The 16181-nt window shown below is 65.2% G+C and carries 16 protein-coding genes; 7 read left to right on the top strand and 9 right to left on the bottom strand.

Going from position 1 to position 16181, the window contains the following annotated elements; genetic code table 11:
* The 3 genes from ACR65K_RS13605 to ACR65K_RS13615 all read right to left on the bottom strand — a co-directional run bounded on the left by ACR65K_RS13605 (position 1) and on the right by ACR65K_RS13615 (position 2697).
* Positions 1 to 315 carry an acylphosphatase gene (locus tag ACR65K_RS13605; protein ID WP_056331906.1) on the bottom strand — a complete coding sequence of 105 codons (315 nt, stop codon included), beginning with the start codon at positions 313 to 315 and terminating at the stop codon, positions 1 to 3.
* A gap of 108 nt (positions 316 to 423) precedes the next feature.
* A complete protein-coding gene (locus ACR65K_RS13610; protein WP_440153388.1) occupies positions 424 to 1374 on the bottom strand; it encodes a pullulanase X25 domain-containing protein in 951 nt (316 codons plus the stop codon).
* Between the two features lie 261 nt (positions 1375 to 1635).
* Positions 1636 to 2697 (bottom strand): adenosine deaminase, encoded by a 1062-nt coding sequence (locus tag ACR65K_RS13615; RefSeq protein ID WP_440153390.1) that lies wholly within the window; start codon positions 2695 to 2697, stop codon positions 1636 to 1638.
* A 311-nt stretch (positions 2698 to 3008) separates the two neighbouring features.
* Here ACR65K_RS13615 and ACR65K_RS13620 point away from each other — a divergent pair, with 311 nt between their 5' ends.
* On the top strand, positions 3009 to 3659 hold the full coding sequence (locus ACR65K_RS13620; RefSeq protein WP_440153391.1) for a transglycosylase family protein: 651 nt from the start codon (positions 3009 to 3011) through the stop codon (positions 3657 to 3659).
* A 179-nt stretch (positions 3660 to 3838) separates the two neighbouring features.
* Here the strand turns inward: ACR65K_RS13620 and ACR65K_RS13625 are convergent, their stop codons facing one another.
* Positions 3839 to 4426, bottom strand: a complete 588-nt coding sequence (locus tag ACR65K_RS13625) for a hypothetical protein (protein WP_440153393.1) — start codon at positions 4424 to 4426, stop codon at positions 3839 to 3841.
* 156 nt (positions 4427 to 4582) lie between these two features.
* Between ACR65K_RS13625 and ACR65K_RS13630 the strand changes: the two genes are divergently transcribed.
* The 5 genes from ACR65K_RS13630 to ACR65K_RS13650 all read left to right on the top strand — a co-directional run bounded on the left by ACR65K_RS13630 (position 4583) and on the right by ACR65K_RS13650 (position 9773).
* Positions 4583 to 5503: an MSMEG_6728 family protein gene (locus ACR65K_RS13630; protein WP_440153395.1), complete on the top strand. Its 921-nt coding sequence runs from the start codon at positions 4583 to 4585 to the stop codon at positions 5501 to 5503.
* A 3-nt stretch (positions 5504 to 5506) separates the two neighbouring features.
* Entirely contained in the window at positions 5507 to 6367 is an 861-nt protein-coding gene (locus ACR65K_RS13635; protein WP_440153396.1) for an SDR family oxidoreductase, read from the top strand.
* A 69-nt stretch (positions 6368 to 6436) separates the two neighbouring features.
* Complete coding sequence (locus ACR65K_RS13640; RefSeq protein WP_440153397.1) at positions 6437 to 6832, top strand: DUF1622 domain-containing protein; 396 nt, start codon at positions 6437 to 6439, stop codon at positions 6830 to 6832.
* Between the two features lie 209 nt (positions 6833 to 7041).
* Entirely contained in the window at positions 7042 to 8817 is a 1776-nt protein-coding gene (locus ACR65K_RS13645) for an HNH endonuclease signature motif containing protein (protein WP_440153398.1), read from the top strand.
* 149 nt (positions 8818 to 8966) lie between these two features.
* Entirely contained in the window at positions 8967 to 9773 is an 807-nt protein-coding gene (locus tag ACR65K_RS13650; RefSeq protein WP_440153399.1) for a YqjF family protein, read from the top strand.
* Between the two features lie 29 nt (positions 9774 to 9802).
* Here ACR65K_RS13650 and ACR65K_RS13655 read toward each other — a convergent pair whose 3' ends face one another.
* Positions 9803 to 10123: a hypothetical protein gene (locus tag ACR65K_RS13655; protein ID WP_440153400.1), complete on the bottom strand. Its 321-nt coding sequence runs from the start codon at positions 10121 to 10123 to the stop codon at positions 9803 to 9805.
* Between the two features lie 46 nt (positions 10124 to 10169).
* Positions 10170 to 12632 (bottom strand): Tex family protein, encoded by a 2463-nt coding sequence (locus ACR65K_RS13660; RefSeq protein WP_440153402.1) that lies wholly within the window; start codon positions 12630 to 12632, stop codon positions 10170 to 10172.
* A 129-nt stretch (positions 12633 to 12761) separates the two neighbouring features.
* Between ACR65K_RS13660 and ACR65K_RS13665 the strand changes: the two genes are divergently transcribed.
* Positions 12762 to 13079, top strand: a complete 318-nt coding sequence (locus ACR65K_RS13665) for a hypothetical protein (RefSeq protein ID WP_056331318.1) — start codon at positions 12762 to 12764, stop codon at positions 13077 to 13079.
* 233 nt (positions 13080 to 13312) lie between these two features.
* Here ACR65K_RS13665 and ACR65K_RS13670 read toward each other — a convergent pair whose 3' ends face one another.
* From ACR65K_RS13670 to ACR65K_RS13680, 3 genes are all read right to left on the bottom strand, one after another.
* Positions 13313 to 14383 carry an alkene reductase gene (locus tag ACR65K_RS13670; protein WP_440153404.1) on the bottom strand — a complete coding sequence of 357 codons (1071 nt, stop codon included), beginning with the start codon at positions 14381 to 14383 and terminating at the stop codon, positions 13313 to 13315.
* A gap of 128 nt (positions 14384 to 14511) precedes the next feature.
* Positions 14512 to 15474 carry a PKD domain-containing protein gene (locus ACR65K_RS13675; protein WP_440153406.1) on the bottom strand — a complete coding sequence of 321 codons (963 nt, stop codon included), beginning with the start codon at positions 15472 to 15474 and terminating at the stop codon, positions 14512 to 14514.
* Between the two features lie 4 nt (positions 15475 to 15478).
* On the bottom strand, positions 15479 to 16144 hold the full coding sequence (locus tag ACR65K_RS13680) for a DUF6318 family protein (RefSeq protein WP_440153407.1): 666 nt from the start codon (positions 16142 to 16144) through the stop codon (positions 15479 to 15481).
* Positions 16145 to 16181: the final 37 nt, after the last annotated feature.

Below are 16181 nucleotides of genomic sequence, written 5' to 3' on the forward strand. Positions count from 1 at the left end.
TCAGTGCGCGCGAAAGCCGCGGAATTTCCCTGAGGCCTCGGACATCGTGGCATCCACGTCGTCCACGCGGCCCGGCGTATGGCCGGAGTTGAGCCACTCCAGAAGTTGGCGCACCTTCGGCTCCGGCCCCTCGGCCACTACTGAAACCGAACCGTCGTCGAGGTTCCTCACCTCACCTGACAACCCAAGTTCCTCAGCCTGGCCCATGGTCCAGAAGCGGAAGCCCACAGCCTGCACCATCCCGGACACGCGGGCGTCCAACCGCACCGCTTCCTGACCCGAGTCATCCCCCGCGGGGCGTTCATGCCTGCCCATAATGCCCTCCTGGACCTGACGCCCCCTCCCAACTGGGTAGCAGCAGGTGTCGTTATGAGTCTCCAAAACGACACTTAGCGCTACCCAGTTGGGCGGGGGGGCAATCCGTTAGTTGATGGTGATGTCGCGGGTGGCGTGGTTGTAACGGATGGTCACCGTGCCGCCGGTGTGGTGCAGTTCGTGGTTGGGGCCATCGAACACGCCAAAGGCGCCGTAGTTCTCCGTCCAGGACCGGTTCAGGGCGATCTTGAAGGTGTAGAAGCCGGCGGGAAGCTCGGCGCTCTTCTTCCACAGCTGGTCCAGGAAGTCGAACTCCATCTGTGCTTCGTCGTACTGCGGAGCCCAGTTCTCGGGCGCGCCGAGGATGGTGTTGAAGTCACCAGCCACGGCCACAGCTTCGGGCTGCGGAAGGGTTTCAACGTCCGGGCCCTCGAACGGCTCGGTAGCGGCGGAGGTTTCAGCGGCAGCTGCGGCAGGCGCCGCTGCAGTCTTGTCCTTGGCCGATGCCTTGCCCTTGCGGACCGCCTTCACCACCGGCTCGACGGCGTCTTCGATGGCCTTGGCTGCCTTGCCCACAGCCGACGCTGCCTTCTTCGCAGGCGCCTTCTTGGCGGTCTTCTTCGGAGCTTCGTCCTTGGCCGGAACCTGCAACGTAGCCGCGGCGGCGGAAACCGGGCGCACAAAGCCCTCGGGAGCCGTCGGAACGGGAGTGTCGGCAGGGACGGGCGTGCCGGCGTCGAGCGCTGCGCCGAAGGTATCAGCATCAGGGAAAGCGACTGTGGCGCGCATGCCGTCCTCGGTGATGGTCCAGCCGGACCGGCCCTTGACCAGCCAGCCGGCCTTGACCAGCTTGGCAGTGGCGGAGGTGAGGGTCTTGTGCCCGCGCGGGATGCCGCCGCTGAGGAGTTCTGCCTCGTGCTCGTTGAACGGCACCCGGGCAGTTGCTTCCGCCAGGACCTGGCCTGCGTTCAGTGCATCGCCGGACCACACGCCTTCGGTCAGGACATCCAGCACGGTCTTGAGTCGAAGGTTGGTGTTTTCTGCGGTGGACTTGGCCATGATTCCCCTTATATAAAAGCGATCGGTCTTAGGCATCTTGCCAACAGCCCATTAAATCGCGCGACTTTAATTGGTTAACTCTGCGTGTCGTGACCGACTATGAAGCGGATAGTGCCGCAAGTGAGGCGGAGGTCTCGGGTAAGGGCCGTCTGCATAACCCTCAAGCGCTGACATGGGTGCTGCGTTGCACTCCCCAGACACGCCTGCGGCACTTAGTTTACCGGGCCGAAAGCCCGGCTGTTGCCCCCGACACAGCGGCGGTCAGTCGGACACTTCCCTGCCGTTCAATTCCGCCAGCAGTTCCGCCTTCCGCTCCTCGGATGCGAACGAGGAATGGATGGAGTTCGCTGCCAGGCGCGCCTTGTCGAAATCGGAGAGGTCAAACACCGACGTCAGCTGCGCGAAGTTGTCGTCCACATAGCCGCCGAAGTAGGCAGGATCGTCCGAATTGACCGAAACGTTCAGTCCCGCAGCCAGCATCGCCGGCAACGGGTGGTCGGCCAGGGTGTCCACCGCGCGGAGCCGGACATTGGAGAGGGGGCAGACCGTGAGGGGAATGCGGGCGTCCACAAGGCGCTCCACAAGGTCGGGATCATCCATGCAGCGGATTCCATGGTCAATCCGCTCCACGCCCAGGAGGTCAAGGGCTTCGATGATGTACGACGACGGACCCTCCTCCCCCGCATGCGCCGTCAACCGCAGGCCTGCTTCACGCGCCTTCGCGTACAGCCGCTCGAACTTGGACGGAGGATTCCCCACTTCGGCCGAGTCCAGGCCGATGGCGCCGATCGGAGCGTTCATGGCCAACAGCCGGCCCAGGACTTCCAGCGCCGAGTCCTCCGGCAGATCCCGCAGGAAGGCGGCGATCAGGAGGGTGGAGATGCCGAACTCCTCCTCCGAGGTGGCCAGCACCGAAGCCACACCGTTGACGCACGCTTCCAGGGGAATGCCGCGGGAGAGGTGCGCCTGCGGGTCCATCATGATCTCCGCGTGCCGGACTCCGGCGGCGGCAGCCCGTTCCAGGTAGGCGCGGGTCATGTCAGCGAAGTCCTGCTGGGTACGCAGCACAGCCATATTGGCGTAGTAGAGGTCCAGGAAGGACTGCAGGTCGGTGAACTCGTACTTTTCGCGGAGTTCGTCCAGCCCGGAGTACGGCAGCTCAATGCCATTGCGTTCGGCCAAGGCGAAGATAAGCTCGGGCTGCAGCGTGCCTTCGATGTGCAGGTGCAGTTCTGCCACGGGGAGGGGCTTGGCAGGGGCTACGGGAACCGCTGGGTCCGTTTCGGTTTCGGGCATGATGCTGCCGCCGGCAAAGTTGTCCATCCGGTCAGGATAGTGCCCCTCCCGGTTTCGCGCCTTCCCGGCATTTCAAGGCCTTGGGGGTGCTTGGCCCGGCCGCCGCCGTGGCCTGGACCCGGCACGCCCACCGGAATCTCGATTTGATAACGGCCCTGTGATGTCCTAGCGTGAAATGTATGCCCGTTCAGTGGGCTCTTTGATTGCCCGGTGCTGCCTCCACCAGAACTGCCCAGCGGCAGCCACCGACAGTGACCTCTATTCGTCAGGGGCGGGCAGTGGCGCGATGATCTCCGGGGACGGAGCCAGCGCTGGTGGCCTTCAGGAGCATCACCATCATGAAAAACACCAAATTCCGTACTGCCGCACGCCGCGGAGTCACCCTGGCCGCCGTCTCCGCGGCAGGTTTGGCACTTTCTGCCACGGCGGCCAACGCAGCAACCCCCACGTCCACCTGGGATGCACTCGCGCAGTGCGAGAGCGGCGGCAACTGGTCAATCAATACCGGCAACGGCTTCTCCGGCGGCCTGCAGTTCACCCCCAGCACCTGGGCTGCCTACGGCGGAACCGGTTCGCCGGAGAACGCCAGCCGTGAACAGCAGATTGCCGTAGCCGAGCGGGTGCAGGCCTCCCAGGGCTGGGGCGCCTGGCCGTCCTGCGCATCCCAGCTCGGCCTGAGCGGCGGCGGCGGAGCACCGGTCCAGAGCGCGCCAGTGCAGGCTGCCCCCGTGCAGGCTCCTCCCACGCAGAGCGTCCAGGTCCAAAGCGCACCCGTCCAAAGCGCACCGGTCCAACAGGCGCCGCGGCACGCGACGTCCGTTGCCCTCAGCGGCGAGACCTACACCCTGCAGGCCGGGGACACCTTGAGCATTGTTGCCCAGAAGCTGGGCATCCAGGGCGGCTGGCAGCATCTTGCCGACGCCAACCTGGACACCATTTCGGATCCGAACCTCGTGTTCGAGGGACAGGTCATCCAGCTTCCCGCGTAACAACAGCGGCAGCATCACCGGCGGCCTTGGCCGCCCCGCCTCTTTGAAGGCGACACAGACAGGTCGGCGATAGACAAATTCCGTTGACCAAAAACGACGCCGGCGCACCCCCACAAGGGATGTGCCGGCGTCGTTCCTTAATCCTCAGTCCGCTGCCGCAACGGTCAGTGAAGAGGCGGTCAGCTGGCCGGCAGTTCCCGGACGATCCGCACCTTCCAGGCTGAGTCGTCGCTGGTGTCCAGCAGGGCAACCGTGCCGTGCGCAAGGTTCAGGGCGACCCGCTTGACGGCGAGCAACTCCAGGTAGAGGTGTTCGTTCATGCGGGTGGGGGTGTCGATCATGTACTTCACGGCGTCGCGCACCTTGCGGTAGTTGGCGCTGCGTTCGCGGTGCATGTGCAGTTCCAGGGCAGAACGCTGTTTGAGCCGTGGCTCGTGCCGGTTGAGCAGTGTCACGGCCGCGTGGACTGCAACAACTAGGGTGAGCGAAACTCCATAGATCCACCAGCCGCTGGACAGCAGGAACAGCGGCAGGTTGCCGATGGCTACGAGCGCAATGACCACTCGAAGGGCGGCAATACGCCGGACCGTCCTGGCGACGGCGGCCATGCCGTCGCGGAACCGGTGCTGGTCCTTGCGTGCGGCGGCAGGATCGATGGTGAACTCATCGAGGACCAGGATTCCCTGGGCTTCAGGGCCCAGCATCTGCCCGTAACGGGGCAGGGCGGTGCGGGCGTGGGTGACGGCTTTGTCAGATGTAGATGTCATGAGAGAGCTTCCGAAACGCGGTTGGGGTTGCGGAGATCTTAGTGGGTCAACCTGGACGCCGTATGTATGCGTCCACTATTTGGACAGGAAGCACCCAATGCTGTGGCAGCCGGCACAGCAATTGGCACTTCCGCCGGGGACCGTCAGACTGAATGAATGCAAACCTTCCTCCCTTACCCCGACTTCCGCCAAAGCGCCAAAGCCCTTGACACCGCACGGCTGGGTAAGCAGCGGGTCGAAGCACTGCAAACGCTCCGCGCGCTGGTGATTCCGGACTACGGCTGGCAGACCCACCCCGCGATCCGCATGTGGATGGGCCACGTGCCGGCCCTCACCATGTACGGACTGGCGATGGCGGACGAGTGGATCGAGCGCGGCCACCCTGACAACACCCGCGCCAACATCGCCGAGTTCGCACCGCAGGCGGCCCATCCGGACTACGCGGACAAGATCATCCTGCCGCCGTGGGTCGGGGACCCGGACTTCCACCTGAGCCACCGTTCCAAGCTGGTGCACAAGGAACCGAAGTTCTACGCCTCCCTCTTCCCGGACGCCGTCCCGGAGATGGACTACGTCTGGCCCGAGCCCCGGCACGAGTTCCTGCCACAGGAGCCGGAGGGGGACATTCTGTGGATCCTTAGGGACCCCCATGACGACGTCGACCCGCAGCGGCTCAGCACAGTGGCGCTTCCGCCGGTGAACAGGAGCGCTGCTGCCGCGGCCGCCATGTCCGCCGGAGATGACGGCTACTCCCCCGTCTATGTGGACGACGGCTCCCGCCGGCCGTCCCGCGCGCCGAAGAAGGCCCCGCCCAAGCCGCAACTGAAGAAGCCCACCCGCAAACGCCAGGCGCAGGAGGAGGCCTTCCGGACCCTCCCCGGGAAAACGCCGGTTGCGGTTCCGTTCGAGAATGGGGCCAGGTTTGCGGTGGGGCAGGTGGTGGGGCGTCCCATCACCCTTGAGGACGGCCGGTTCGGCAGGAATTTCGAGGTCACGGAGATCATCGACCGTTCCGTATTCGCCTACCCCGCACTCTTGCAGGACCCCCGCGTCTTCTTCCCGGTGGAGGCACCGTAGGCCATGACGATTCTTATGGCGGGGTGCGGGGACCTGGGCACGGAGGCAGGGCTCAGGTTCGCCCAGTTGGGGCACCGGGTGGTGGGATGGCGCCGGTCTCCCGCAAAACTGCCAGCAGGCATCGAAGGTGCCGCGGCGGACTTGGGATCGCCTGACTTGCCGCGGGTGCCTGCGGATACCACCGCCGTCGTCATTGCCGTCGCTGCCGATTCCCCCTCGGAGGAGGCATACCGCGCGGCGTATGTACGTGGGGTGGCAAACGTCCTGGACGCGCTGGAACGGGATGGCGTGTGCCCGAACCGGGTCATCTTTGTTTCCTCCACGGCCATCTACGGCGATGCGGGTGGGGGCTGGGTGGATGAATCGACGCAGCCGGATCCAGGCGGTTTCTCGGGGAGGGTCCTGGTGGAAGCCGAGGAGCTGCTCCACGCCAGGCTTGCGGGAACGGGCACTGCCGGCACCGCCCTCAGACTTGGTGGCATTTATGGTCCTGGCCGGACCCGGTTGATCGACCAGGTGAAAACGGGCGCTGCAGTCATCCCCGAAGACGTGCGCTATACCAACCGGATCCACCGAGACGACGCCGCGGCCGCGATTGTGCACCTCGCCACGATGGCGGATTCGCCAGCGCCTGCTTATGTCGGAGTGGACAATGAGCCCGCCGATTTGGGGTCCGTGTTGCGCTTCCTTGCCGCCGAACTTGGCCAGCCCGAACCCCCCGTAGGCGACGCCGGTCCCGCCCGTGGAGGCAACAAGCGCTGCCGCAACGACCTGCTTCGCGGCACCGGGTTTACCTTCACGTTTCCCACGTTCCGGGAAGGGTACAAGGACGTCATGGCGGGGCAGGGCATCCGCCATCCATGACGGAGGCCGCCGTCCAAATGGTCACAGCCAGGTTGGCCACGGGACGCCTGGCCCGAGGTAAGGCGGAGCATGGATTTTCGGCAGGTCATTGAGACGGTTGGGCAACTGGTGGACTTCGCAGGAGTGGCGGTGATGGTGATCGGAGCCGTGGTTTCCCTCCCGCTGGCCATCCGTGGCCATCAGCCACGGCAGCTCCCACAGGGCGCGGAGAAACTGAGTTTCTACCGCTCCTACCGGCAGTTGCTGGGCCGGTCCATCCTGCTGGGGCTCGAACTGCTCGTCGCCGCCGACATTATCCGCACCGTTGCCGTCACGCCCACGTTCACCAGCGTAGGTGTGCTGGCCATCATCGTGCTGATCAGGACGTTCCTTAGCTTCTCCCTGGAACTGGAAATCACGGGGCGCTGGCCCTGGCAAAAGGAAGCCTCGCCGGCCCGTTCCGGTGCCACCGTTCCCCAGGGATAAACGCCCTGTTCTGGTTTTCCACATAGGGGTTTTGGGTGGTCCTGATTGTCAGTGGTCGCTGGCAGAGTTGGGTTATGGAGGCCATCGGCGAAGATCTAAGGCAGGCGGACGACGCCGGCAGTTGGCTGCCGCGCCCGGCCCACCTTCAGGCCGTCCCGGGTAAGCAGCCTTCAGAACAATCCCAGGAACTCTTATCTTCGGCAGTTGCTATGGCACGGGATGGGTTCAGGCAGCTGCGTGGGCAGCTTGCGGCCGCTGCCCTGGCCGCCCCGGACGTGCTGGCCTCCGCCTCTTATGCCGAGGCCGCCGATTTCGCCGACGCGGTTGAGGAACTGGTCCGGACCGCGGAATACCTGCAGATTCTCTCGGCCGGCGCGGTGGACCGGACCCGCACCCAGGCCATCAGCCACGCCGCCACGGCCAAGACCCGCGCCAGCCGGGCCCGGGGCTGGATCACCGGATGGGACGCCGGGTGGGACGCCCACGGTATCGAAACCCTCAACACCGGCACCGGACCCGTGGTCGAAACCCTGAACACCGGCCCGGCAGCTGTGAGTGAACCCGACGCCGACTGCCCCGGCTTGCCCTCCCAACCCGGACCAGCCGCTGCACCTGGCCAACTGGTGGCGTCCCCGGCCGATGACGGCTGCCGGAACACCGCAGATTTCCTCCGCCTCCGCCTGCGGATCCCCATCCGCGAAGCCCGCCGCCGCCTCACCCTCGCCCGGCACGTCCTCCCCGGCACCACCCTCACCGGCGAACCACTCCCCCCAACCCGGCCACACCTCGCCGCCGCCCTCACCCCGGCCGCCGGCCCCGGGACCACCACCGAGCCGGTGATCACGGCCGGGCCAGGGCAGGCACCGGCAGTGTCCTCGCACGCCGCGACCATCATCACCGCCACCCTGGACCGGCTCCAGCACCACACCACCCCGGACACCCTGAACCGGATCGAACACCACCTCACCCACGCCGCCACCACCGCCGACCCCGACTTCCTCACCCGCCTGGCCCAACGCTGGACCGACACCATCGACGCCGACGGCACCGAACCCACCGACGAAGCCCTCCGCCACACCCAAGGCGCCTTCATCCGCAAACCCCGCCACGGCCTGCACCACGTCGAAATCTTCGCCACCACCGACCAATACGAATACCTCCTCACCGTCATGAACACCGCCACCAACCCCCGCACCACCACCCCCGACACTTCAAATACCCCCGACACCTCCAACGGGGACACCGGCGCGGCCGCCAGTGGTACCCCCGCCGACTTCGCAGCGAACCGGGGAGCACCCAAGCAACAGGACTACATAGACCTGGACCGGCGCACCCGGGCCCAAAAACAACTCGACGGCATCGTCACCGCCGCCAAAACCGCCCTTGCCACCACCACCCTGCCCACCACCGGCGGCAACCGCCCCCAAATCATCGCCACCATCCACTACCAGGACCTGTTCCTGGGACCGCTCACCACCTCATCCGGAACAACAGAATCAACACCAGGGGCACACCGGGAAACCCGGGCATCAACACCAGCAGGCACCGGGACCTTTGCGTTCACCGGGCCCGTCGCCGCGGCCACCCTCCGCAAAATTGCCTGTGACGCCGACATCATCCCCGCGCTCCTGGGCACCCACGGCGAAATCCTCGACCTCGGCCGCAAAACCCGCTTCTTCACCCCCGCCCAACGAACCGCCCTCACCGCCCGCGACCAAGGCTGCGCCTTCCCCAACTGCACCATCCCCGCACCCTGGTGCGAAGCACACCACATCACCTACTGGTCACACCACGGACCCACCACCACCGGCAACGGCGTCCTGCTCTGCAGCCACCACCACCACCTCATCCACAAAGAACAATGGACAATCTCCACCACCCACGGCACACCCACATTCATACCCCCACCCCACATCGACCCCACCCAAACACCCCAACAAAACCACTACTTCAAACCACCCCCACCACCCCACGGAAACGGATGAACGATGCAACGCCAGCGGACTTCCAGAGCGCCAGTTGTCCCCCGTGCGGGGGACAGACGGCCGCGTCGAAGGAGCGGGTGCGCTCAGCCGCCCGTGACGGCGGCACCGCCCGTTAGGCTTGGTGGGCCGAGCGAAGGAGCAAACGGACCTTGACCGAACATTTGAGTGCCGCAGCAGCGTGGCCGCGGCCGCCGGAACTTCCCGCGCCGGTGTTCTCCGACCAGCGGTGGCTTGACGCCGTTTTCCTCCACTGGCGCATCCCGGCGGAAGAGGCAGCCGCTTTCATGCCTAAAGGGGTCCAGCCGGACGTTTTCGATGGCAGTTCATGGGTGGGCCTGATCGGTTTTCGCATGGAGCAGGCCGGAATTGGACGCGGCCCCGGCATTCCCTATCTGGGAAGCTTCAATGAGGTCAACGTTCGGCTTTACTCGCGGGAACCAAACGGCACCCGCGGCGTGGTGTTCCTGAGCCTGGATGCGGACCGGCTGCCGGTCGTTCTGGCAACGCGGGCGGTGGGGATTCCCTACGTATGGTCGCGCATTCGGCAACGGCCGCCCTTTCCCGGCAGCAGCGTCCGGCGGCATAAGAACGGCGGGGCCGAGGCTGCTTCCATAGTGGACGAATTCCCTGTGGGCTATTCTGTACGCCGGTTCGGTCGCGCAGGTGCACGAAGCGACTTCACGGTGGTTCCCAGGCTTCGCACGGCCGCCAGTGATCCCCTGTCCGTCTTTTTGACTGCCAGGTTCGGCATGCACGGCCGCTTCTACGGCAGGAGCGCCTACATACCGAACAGCCACCAGGCGTGGCCGCTCTTCGGAGCGGAGGTCCAGGAGCTCAACGACGGATTGATCAAAGCGGCAGGGATCACCGTTAGCGGTCCGCCGGAGTCAGTCCTCTTTTCGCCGGGAGTACGCACGCGATTCGGGCGGCCACGCCTGATTAGCGGCACTGCCTGAACGCCAAGATCCAGGCTGGACGCCAGGCTTTAGACGTCCTGCCAGCCGCGGCCTTCGCTGAAAGTGCTCACCAGCGTGCCCACGCCCGCCTGCAGGGAGTTCGACGGGTCGAAGTACAGGGACGCTTCCGAGGCGCGGCTGTGGGTGATCAGCTGCTCAGCTTCAAGCTTCGCCTCCGGCACGGTGGCCCCGATAATTCCGGTGCGGGCCGGGAGGTCGGGCGTGTGCACCACGTCTGCGTCCGTCTGGGTCAGCGGTACCGTGGTGCCTGAGTTGACCTCGTCATGCGGGAACTCGAACTCGGTATCACCGGGGGCAGTAGGAACGGTGTATTCCAGGAAGTAGGTCATACTCCACCCTTGCAGAAAATCGGCCGCTGCCAAAGGACCCGGAGGGCTACTTGCCCAGCCCCGCCTTCCTGAGCGCCTCAGCCATTGCAGTGTTGGCCGGCTGGGCTGGAGGAGTGGGGCGGCTACTGCGGCCCGTGCTGGCCGCGGCCTGCTTCCCGGGCTGTTGCCGGTCAGGGCGCCCTCTGCGCTCGTCTTTTCCTCCGCCCGCTCCCCTGCGGTTGTCGTTCCCGCCCGGCTTCCCGGACCCGGGCTGGGCTGAACCGCGCCGTCCGGAACCTGCACCGCCGCCCGCCAGTTCGTCGTCGAGCCTTAGCGTCAGCGAAATCCGCTTCCGCTCCGGGTCAGCCTCCAGGACCTTGACCCGGACCACCTGGCCGGACTTCACCACCTCGCGCGGATCAGACACAAAGTGGTTGGCCAGGGCGGAGACGTGGACCAGGCCGTCCTGGTGGACTCCGACGTCCACGAACGCACCGAATGCCGCAACGTTGGTCACGGTTCCCTCGAGAATCATGCCCGGCACCAGGTCGGCGATCTTTTCGATCCCCTCCGAGAAAATAGCGGCGGCAAAGGCGGGCCGGGGGTCGCGCCCGGGCTTGTCCAGCTCGGCGAGGATGTCCCTCACCGTCGGCAGACCGAAGGTATCGTCAACAAACTTTTGCGGGTCCAAGGAGGATGCGGGTGCGGAACCGGCGGCCACCAGGATCTTCCTCGCCACGGCGTACGCCTCCGGGTGCACGCTCGATGCATCCAAGGGCTCTGCTCCCCCGGTGATCCGCAGGAAGCCGGCGCACTGCTCAAACGCCTTGGCGCCAAGCCGCGGTACCTTCTTGAGGTCCGACCGTTTGTTGAAGGGCCCGTGTTCGTTCCGGTAGGCCACGATGTTTTCGCTCAGCAAGGGGCCGACGCCGGCAACCCGGCTGAGCAGCGCGGGCGACGCCGTGTTGACGTCGACGCCGACGGCGTTAACGCAGTCTTCCACCACGGCGTCGAGGCTGCGGTCCAGCTTCGACGCCGTCACGTCGTGCTGGTACTGGCCCACACCGATGGACTTGGGATCAATTTTGACGAGTTCGGCGAGCGGATCCTGCAGTCGCCGGGCAATGGAGACGGCGCCCCGAAGTGAGACGTCCATTCCCGGCAGTTCCGCCGCGGCGAGCGCGGAGGCAGAGTAGACGGACGCGCCGGCCTCGGACACCACAAGTTTCTGCGGCTTCCGGTCGACGCCGGGCAGCAGCTTGATCAGTTCGGCAGCCAGTTTGTCCGTTTCGCGGGACGCCGTGCCGTTGCCGATAGCTATGAGTTCGACGGCGTGCTGCCGCGCCAAACGCACCAGGGTGCCCAGGGCGTCGTCCCACTTCCGCGCCGGGGCATGGGGATAGACCGTGTCAGTGGCCACCACTTTGCCGGTGCCGTCCACGACGGCGACCTTGACCCCGGTCCGCAGCCCGGGATCGAGCCCCAGTGTGGCACGGTTTCCGGCGGGGGCGGCCAGCAAGACGTCGCGGAGGTTGGCGGCGAAAACCCGGACGGCTTCGTCCTCCGCCGCGGAGAACAACCTTGCGCGGAGGTCAGAGGTGAGGCGGGACAGCACGCGGGAACGCCAGGCCACCTGCGCGGTCTGCATCAGCCAGGCGTCGGCGGGCCGGCCGCGGTCGGCGACACCGAGGAACCTTGCCACCGCGGACTCGTAGCGGGCGCGGGCGGCGGTGAGGGCGGCGTCGTCCGAAGGGTCGGCCTCGGCGAGGTCCAGCTCGAGGATGCCGTCCTTCTCGCCGCGGAACAGCGCAAGGATCCGGTGGGACGGCATCCTGTCGGGCGCCTGGGCGAACTCGAAGTAATCCGCGAACTTCTGGCCCTCGGCCTCCTTGCCCTTCTTGACGCGGGACACCATCCGGCCCTGGCTCCACAGCCGGTCCCGCAGATTCGCGGCGAGGTCCGGATCCTGGGTTACCCGCTCCACCAGGATGGCCCTGGCACCTGCGAGCGCGGTGGCTGCATCATCGATGGAATGCCCGCTGTTGAGGTACTTCGCGGCCTCGCGTTCCGGATCCAGGTCCGGCCGCTTCACGAGAGTGTCGGCGAGCGGCTCCAGGCCTGCTTCCCGTGCAATCTGGGCCTTGGTCCGCCGTTTGGACTTGAACGGCAGATAGATGTCCTTCAGCCGCGACTTGGTGTCCGCTGCGAGGATTGCCTTGCGCAGTTCCGGTGTCAGCTGGCCCTGCGCCTCGATCGCTTCGAGGACTGCACGACGGCGGTCCGCCAGCTCGCGGAGGTAGCGGAGCCGCTCGTCGAGGTCGCGCAGTTGCGTGTCATCCAATGTCCCGGTTGCCTCCTTGCGGTACCGGGCGATGAACGGGACTGTTGAGCCGCCGTCGAGCAATTCAACGGCGGCCTTCACCTGCCAGGCCTTGACGCCCAGCTCGGCAGCGATCTGGGCAAAGAGGGCGTCCGGCTCCAAGGCGTTGGAGCGGGCGGACGCGGGGGAAGGTGCTGGCAGTTGAGTCACCAGAACATCTTGCCTTACCGGCCTGCGGGGCTCCACCGCCACCGTGCTGGCAGAGGTGCTGCCGGGAACAGACAGGTATTCCCCTGGGGCCTGCAAAGTGCTGTAGTGGACTTGCCATCACTGGCACCCATGCTCGAGGAAGAGGCCACCATGCGGGAATTGCTGGTTGTGTTCCAGGACGGGTTCGACGAGGCGAACATCACCGTTACCGTGAACGGGAAGGCAGTGCGGAGGGATTTGGGAATCTCCACGAACCCGCTTCTCGGCATCGCATCAGAGGTCTCCGTAGAACTGCCGGCCAAGGGTGCACAGGTTGGAGTCGAGGTCACCAACCGTGGCCTGAAAGCCATCACCAAGGTCAGCGGCAGGCCCAAAAGCGTGCTGGTGTCCATCGAGGACGGGCGCTTGGTGATGAAGGAAGGCACCGGCCGCGAAGCGGTGCTTTAGCCCGATTTCCGCCCGGCAAAAATGGCTCTGGTAAGAGTCCATTCGATGGAGTAGCATCTGATCACCGCCGGCATCCAATGGAGTCCGGCGGGCCACATAAGTCTTCAGCCGGGAGGCCGTCGGATGGCCCCACGGCGCCGCTGCCCGGGACCAGCACCCCAGACAGCCAACGACGGCGGCACCCATGATGGGTGCCGCCGTCGTCGTTTTGTTCAGCGTCGCTGGTCAGCCTCTTAGCCTTGGTACACCGGGTAATCGGTGTAACCGGTGGCACCCTCTGCGTAGAACGTGGAGGCGTCGGGCTCGTTCAGCGGAAGGCTTTCCTTCCACCGGCGGGCAAGGTCGGGGTTGGCGATTGCGGGGCGACCCACCACAACAGCGTCTGCATGGCCCTCAGCCACCAGGCTCACGGCTTCTTCCCTTGTGGTGACAATGCCGAAGCCCGTGTTGACCAGGAAGGTGCCGCCGAAGCGTGCACGAAGGTCCTGGACGAGTTCACCGGAAGGTTCGTGGTGCAGGATGCTCAGGTATGCCAGGTTGAGCGGCGCAATGCTGTCCACAAGGACCTCGTAGGTGGCCCGAACATCTGCGGCATCCGTCTCGGCAATGCCCTGGACGTTGTGCTCAGGGGAAATGCGGAGGCCCACCCGGTTGGCGCCAAGGGCTGCAACCACGGCATTGATGGTTTCGATGACAAAGCGGGCCCGGTTCTCGGGCGATCCGCCGTAGCTGTCCGTCCGGATGTTGGAGTTAGGCGCCAGGAATTCGTGCAGCAGGTAGCCGTTGGCCGAGTGCAGTTCCACGCCGTCGAACCCTGCCTCGATGGCGTTCAGGGAGGCGTTGACGATTTCCTGGATGACGATGGGGAGTTCATCCGTGGTGAGTGCATGCGGCACCGGGTAAGGCTGCTTGCCGGCAGGCGTCCGCACGACGCCGTCAATTGCTACGTCGCTGGGACCGACGACGGGAAGGCCACCGATGATGTCTGGGTGCGAAACCCTGCCACCGTGCATGATCTGGGCGAACATGCGGCCGCCTTCGGCGTGGACGGCGTCAGTGACCTTCTTCCACCCGGCAACCTGCTCCTGGGTGACGATCCCGGGCTGTCCGGGGTAAGCCTGGCCGGCGGGTGTGGGGTAGATGCCCTCGCTGACGATGAGTCCAAGGGACGCGCGCTGGCGGTAGTGCTCGACGACAAGCGGGCCCGGGACGCCCTTCTCACCTGCGCGAAGACGGGTGAGGGGTGCCATCACCAGCCGGTTGGGAAGTTCCAGTTCGCCGAGGGTGAGTGGGGAAAACAGCATGCGCAGTTCCTTTCGAAGGCTGAAGACGTACTGCCTATGCCAACTGTGGGGCGCGTGCAACTATTCCGGACTTTGGCTGGTGCGACGCGGATCACAGAACGCTGTCCTTCTACTCGCTTCCTCCCCGCTTAGCGCGGTGCTCCGGCACCCGGACAGCCCTGCCCCTGGGGATTGGCATTGCAGTCGTCCGCGTAGTTGCGGGTGAGCGAGCGCCAAACGCTGATCCCTTGCGGCGGGGCGTTGAACTGGCCCTGGCCGGGGATCGGAAGGGGCGGGCCGGAGTTGACCGAATAGGTGCCTTGGAATGACGTTGTCAGCACTACCTGGAAGTCTCCGGTGGATGCGTAGGCGTGGCTGGTCCGGGTCTTCTCGCCCCACCGGTCCTGGGGCAAAGCGCCGCCCATGGACGGTTGCGGGCCGAAGACTGTGCCGTCGCCGTAGTTCCAGGTGTATTGGACGGGGGTTGCCACCACGTGGACCTGTTGGCCGAACATGCTGATGTCGAACTGCTGTTCAACCGCTTCCGCGTAAAAGTTGGTCTCGGCGCCTCGAAGGGTATTGGGGCTGGGCTGCGCAGTGACCTTCCCGGCACTGACCGGCAGGTTCTGGAACTGCCGCTGGATATCGGCGGCGATCCGGGGCAGGAGATCCTCGGGCTTCGGATCGTAAAAACATGTGGGACCCGAGTGATGCGCCCAAACCGCACCTGGTACGCCTCTTGGCCGCGACAGCCACATGACCGGAATGCCCTTGGCACCGTCCTCCCGGTCCTTGCAGTCGAGCTGGCGGGCAAGGCAAGGAGTGTCGAAATCCCCTCCGCCAAGATGGCATTGCAGCTCGTACTTGTACTCATTGGGGTCGTCAATAACATTGCCTTGGTCCGGCCGGGAAAATTCATCGTCACCCGGATTCTTCTGCCATCCAGAGACGTCAGCTCCCCCTGAACTCCAATTGGCCTTTGGCGGCGCACTAACGTCGCCCTCACGACTAATGACTTGCTCAACAAAATGAGGTCTGGCGTTCGCACTCGCGGGGGCCAGCAATGAACAAAGCAAAAGGCCCAAAGCACAAGAACGGAACAGGACTTTCATTCCGTTAGCCGACGATCGGCTCGACTGTTTGAACGAACCAAGCTCCATCACGGAATACAGCCAACATCAGGTTTCCGGAGTCCGCTGGTTTTGGCTCTGCACTGTCCAGAGACTTATCAGGGTTGTAGTAGCTGATCGCTTCTTGCGAGACCTGTAGGGCAACTTGATAGTTTCCGTCAGAAGCTGTGGCAAAGGTGGTGTTGATGACGGGCGTGGTGACTCTTCCGCCTACCAGCCAACGGCCATCTCTATGCCATCCTTCCTGCACCTGTTTAGCTCGTTCACACATCGTGCAGTCCGGGCTGGTTACAGCGGACAGTCGCTTCGTGTCGCCGGTTTCGTAACCATAACTAAGTAGCTCGAACCAGTACTTGGCGAACGCCTCCAGCCCTTCCTTCGTCTCCGTCTTAGCCACTTCGGGCAGCACGGGAACGGGCACGTTTTGGGCCGGGCCCGACGCGTCGGCGGGTTTGTAGACGGCGCTGGGGGTCGGCGTCGGAGTGGGCGTGGCGCTGGGCGAAGTGGACGCCGCTGCCGTGGGAGATGACGTCCCAGGATCCGCAGGTGCTCCACCGGAGCATCCCGCCAGCAAAAGTGGGGCAGCAACAACAATGGCTAAGGCGCCAAACCGCATGCCATCCCCGGCCGTACGACTGTTATGCGATGTCATGGGCCGCTATTCCCCCAGTAGTTTTAGACGGCTTGCT

It is taken from the genome of Arthrobacter sp. SAFR-179, assembly GCF_059414945.1.

What these genes read in the sequence shown, in the direction of transcription:
- ACR65K_RS13605 (WP_056331906.1), bottom strand. Translation starts at nt 315, where the DNA reads ATGGGCAGGCATGAACGCCCCGCGGGGGATGACTCGGGTCAGGAAGCG.
- ACR65K_RS13610 (WP_440153388.1), bottom strand. Translation starts at nt 1,374, where the DNA reads ATGGCCAAGTCCACCGCAGAAAACACCAACCTTCGACTCAAGACCGTG.
- ACR65K_RS13615 (WP_440153390.1), bottom strand. Translation starts at nt 2,697, where the DNA reads ATGGACAACTTTGCCGGCGGCAGCATCATGCCCGAAACCGAAACGGAC.
- ACR65K_RS13620 (WP_440153391.1), top strand. Translation starts at nt 3,009, where the DNA reads ATGAAAAACACCAAATTCCGTACTGCCGCACGCCGCGGAGTCACCCTG.
- ACR65K_RS13625 (WP_440153393.1), bottom strand. Translation starts at nt 4,426, where the DNA reads ATGACATCTACATCTGACAAAGCCGTCACCCACGCCCGCACCGCCCTG.
- ACR65K_RS13630 (WP_440153395.1), top strand. Translation starts at nt 4,583, where the DNA reads ATGCAAACCTTCCTCCCTTACCCCGACTTCCGCCAAAGCGCCAAAGCC.
- ACR65K_RS13635 (WP_440153396.1), top strand. Translation starts at nt 5,507, where the DNA reads ATGACGATTCTTATGGCGGGGTGCGGGGACCTGGGCACGGAGGCAGGG.
- ACR65K_RS13640 (WP_440153397.1), top strand. Translation starts at nt 6,437, where the DNA reads ATGGATTTTCGGCAGGTCATTGAGACGGTTGGGCAACTGGTGGACTTC.
- ACR65K_RS13645 (WP_440153398.1), top strand. Translation starts at nt 7,042, where the DNA reads ATGGCACGGGATGGGTTCAGGCAGCTGCGTGGGCAGCTTGCGGCCGCT.
- ACR65K_RS13655 (WP_440153400.1), bottom strand. Translation starts at nt 10,123, where the DNA reads ATGACCTACTTCCTGGAATACACCGTTCCTACTGCCCCCGGTGATACC.
- ACR65K_RS13665 (WP_056331318.1), top strand. Translation starts at nt 12,762, where the DNA reads ATGCTCGAGGAAGAGGCCACCATGCGGGAATTGCTGGTTGTGTTCCAG.
- ACR65K_RS13670 (WP_440153404.1), bottom strand. Translation starts at nt 14,383, where the DNA reads ATGCTGTTTTCCCCACTCACCCTCGGCGAACTGGAACTTCCCAACCGG.
- ACR65K_RS13675 (WP_440153406.1), bottom strand. Translation starts at nt 15,474, where the DNA reads ATGAAAGTCCTGTTCCGTTCTTGTGCTTTGGGCCTTTTGCTTTGTTCA.
- ACR65K_RS13680 (WP_440153407.1), bottom strand. Translation starts at nt 16,144, where the DNA reads ATGACATCGCATAACAGTCGTACGGCCGGGGATGGCATGCGGTTTGGC.